The 2507-nt window shown below is 40.8% G+C and carries 3 protein-coding genes; 2 read left to right on the forward strand and 1 reads right to left on the reverse strand.

Going from position 1 to position 2507, the window contains the following annotated elements:
• Nucleotides 1-263: 263 nt before the first annotated feature.
• Nucleotides 264-899, forward strand: a complete 636-nt coding sequence (locus CXF78_RS20145) for a TetR/AcrR family transcriptional regulator (protein ID WP_011639391.1) — start codon at nt 264-266, stop codon at nt 897-899.
• A gap of 110 nt (nt 900-1009) precedes the next feature.
• On the opposite strand, the gene CXF78_RS22030 is transcribed toward CXF78_RS20145, so the two are convergent.
• On the reverse strand, nt 1010-1507 hold the full coding sequence (locus CXF78_RS22030) for a prepilin-type N-terminal cleavage/methylation domain-containing protein (protein WP_011639390.1): 498 nt from the start codon (nt 1505-1507) through the stop codon (nt 1010-1012).
• 317 nt (nt 1508-1824) lie between these two features.
• Here CXF78_RS22030 and mog point away from each other — a divergent pair, with 317 nt between their 5' ends.
• A complete protein-coding gene (gene mog, locus CXF78_RS20155) occupies nt 1825-2358 on the forward strand; it encodes a molybdopterin adenylyltransferase (protein WP_011639389.1) in 534 nt (177 codons plus the stop codon).
• Nucleotides 2359-2507: the final 149 nt, after the last annotated feature.

A 2507-nucleotide genomic window follows, 5' to 3' on the forward strand; every position in this document is an offset into this window, starting at 1 on the left:
TTTTGTACCGATTGGTATTAAATTATTATGACAAGGTGATTAATAATCAGCATGATGAAATAGCTTCACGGCATATAACGTGGAGAGTCACGATGAAATAGCGTTAATCAATGCTTGATAAAGATGAAAAAAAGCGCTTAATCTACTTATTATTAACCCTTTCTATGATTTAGCGTTGTGCTAAGATGTACGAATTATCTATCGTAAATTAGTCAGTTAACGTGATGATAAATAATGATTCGTTAATATAAGAGGTACTATTGATGACAATAACTAAAGCAGCTTGCGTCGGACGCCCTCGTGGGTTTGATATCGACTTTGCATTAGAGCAAGCGCTACATGTTTTTTGGCGTAATGGCTATGAAGGTACCTCTATAAGCGAATTAACTGAGGTGATGGGAATTAAAAAACCCAGCCTATATGCTGCATTTGGTAATAAAGAGCAGTTGTTCTTAAAAGCCATTGAGCTTTATGAAAATCGCCCAGATTCGCTATTTAATACCGCCTTTAAACATGAGCATATTGCCGATGTTATTCGAGCTTTATTAGTAGGCGCGGCGGCGCAGTTCACCGATTGTAGCCACCCGCAAGGTTGTGCGCTAATCAATAGTGCGTTGTCATGCAATGAAGCAAGCGAAGGGATTAAAGAAGCGGTTCATCTGCTGCAAACTAAACATCAATCTGAATTAATTGATCAGTTTGCTGAGGCTAAACAAAGAGGCGAATTAGCTGATGATTGTCAGCCGAAAGTGTTAGCAACCTTGATCGTGACATTATTTAAAGGCATGTCTATCCAAGCTGCTGATGGTGCGACACATGATGATTTACGTCATGTTGCTGAAATGGCGGTTACGGGGATTTTAGCTCAACATGTCAAAGGGTATTCACCCGTTAAATAAGCTTTAATGGACGCTGTCTTGCTGTGTTTTTAAAACAAGACGCGTCATCTTTCTGTGTTGGTGTTAGCGGCCAAGTGCAAATTAAACCAATTTATGTTTAGCTTATACAATTAACAGCCTGTGGTGGTTAGGGCATAAAATATTGGATCGGTCGGCTTAGTCCCATCTATAAAGTAACGCAAGCTGCAGTTGCCATTAATGTCATATCCCTTAGGGAAAATATACACGTTACCTCCTGACACATCATAGAGTCCCCAGTCTGCGGTAATCGCATCATTTGCATTCGTCATCACTTCAAAAGAACCGTCAATCGCAACCGCGACATTTGCACTCAGAGAGGTTATGTACCCCACAGTAGTACTAATAGTTGTGCCGTTGACCGTCACTGAACCGGGGTCTAGCTTTTCTTGACCCGACAATACCGCTTTTGAATAAACTAAGGTATTCGCTGACTTTAACGCTCCCTGGAATCCCTTCAAACTGGCAATAAGCGCATCACTTTTCAGATTAATAAACTTAGGCGCTGCAACTACGGCTAAAATGCCTAAAATAATAATGACTACCACCAATTCAATAAGGGTGAAACCACGTTGTTTGGTTGTATGCATAGAACTCACTCGCTTTATGTTGTTACGCTATACCGACGGGTTGCTAGGCCATATATTATGACGAATCTCATGGCATTCATCGTTTATCGCTGGGCATATTAAATAGCCGCCAAACCAGAACATTAACCCGCATTACTCAGCTCAATTATCCAAGTATAAATAACCCACTTACAGAAGTCATTGTTTGACTTAATCAATGGGAACCTAGATCAGTGATCCACCTATCAGTTTAAGATTTTGTAAATGCCGCTTTTTTTGTTAGATTGTCGGCATATATTTGCATTACTGCTTTTACCCCACATAAGGGAAAGATAACCATGAGCAAAGCTAAAATAGGCATCGTTACCGTTAGCGATCGTGCCAGTGCTGGCATATATGAAGATCTGTCTGGTAAGGCGATTATTGATGTATTGAATGAGTATTTAACCTCGGAATGGGAACCTGTTTACAAGGTGATCCCCGATGAGCGTGACGTTATTGAAGCCACATTGATTGATTTAGCTGACAATCAAGACTGCTGTTTAATCGTGACTACCGGTGGAACCGGCCCAGCAAAACGGGACGTAACGCCAGAAGCAACCGAAGCGGTGTGCGATAGAATGATGCCTGGTTTTGGTGAACTCATGCGCGCCGAATCATTAAAGTTTGTGCCAACCGCTATTTTGTCTCGTCAAACAGCTGGGCTACGTGCCGACTCATTAATTGTTAATCTACCTGGTAAACCTAAGTCTATCCGTGAATGTTTAGATGCTGTATTCCCTGCAATTCCTTATTGCATCGATTTAATGGATGGGCCGTTTTTAGTTTGTGATGAAGCGGTAATTAAGCCGTTTAGACCTAAAGCGAAGTAATATAGCTGGCTCTGTATTTGTTTGCTGTTGTTGCAAGCAAGTACAGTGCTAATGACCATCGCGACTCTTGATTAGTGTTTGTTTGATAATCAGGTTTATTTTGGTGATAGATGAGTTTTATGTCTGTCTCTGTTTGTGATTATTGATTA

The sequence above is a fragment of the Shewanella sp. 11B5 genome (assembly GCF_002836795.1).
GTDB lineage: Bacteria > Pseudomonadota > Gammaproteobacteria > Enterobacterales > Shewanellaceae > Shewanella > Shewanella frigidimarina.

Bases quoted from the DNA above. Each gene is read 5' to 3' on its own strand.
- CXF78_RS20145 (WP_011639391.1), top strand. From the start codon at position 264: ATGACAATAACTAAAGCAGCTTGCGTCGGACGCCCTCGTGGGTTTGAT.
- CXF78_RS22030 (WP_011639390.1), bottom strand. From the start codon at position 1,507: ATGCATACAACCAAACAACGTGGTTTCACCCTTATTGAATTGGTGGTA.
- mog (WP_011639389.1), top strand. From the start codon at position 1,825: ATGAGCAAAGCTAAAATAGGCATCGTTACCGTTAGCGATCGTGCCAGT.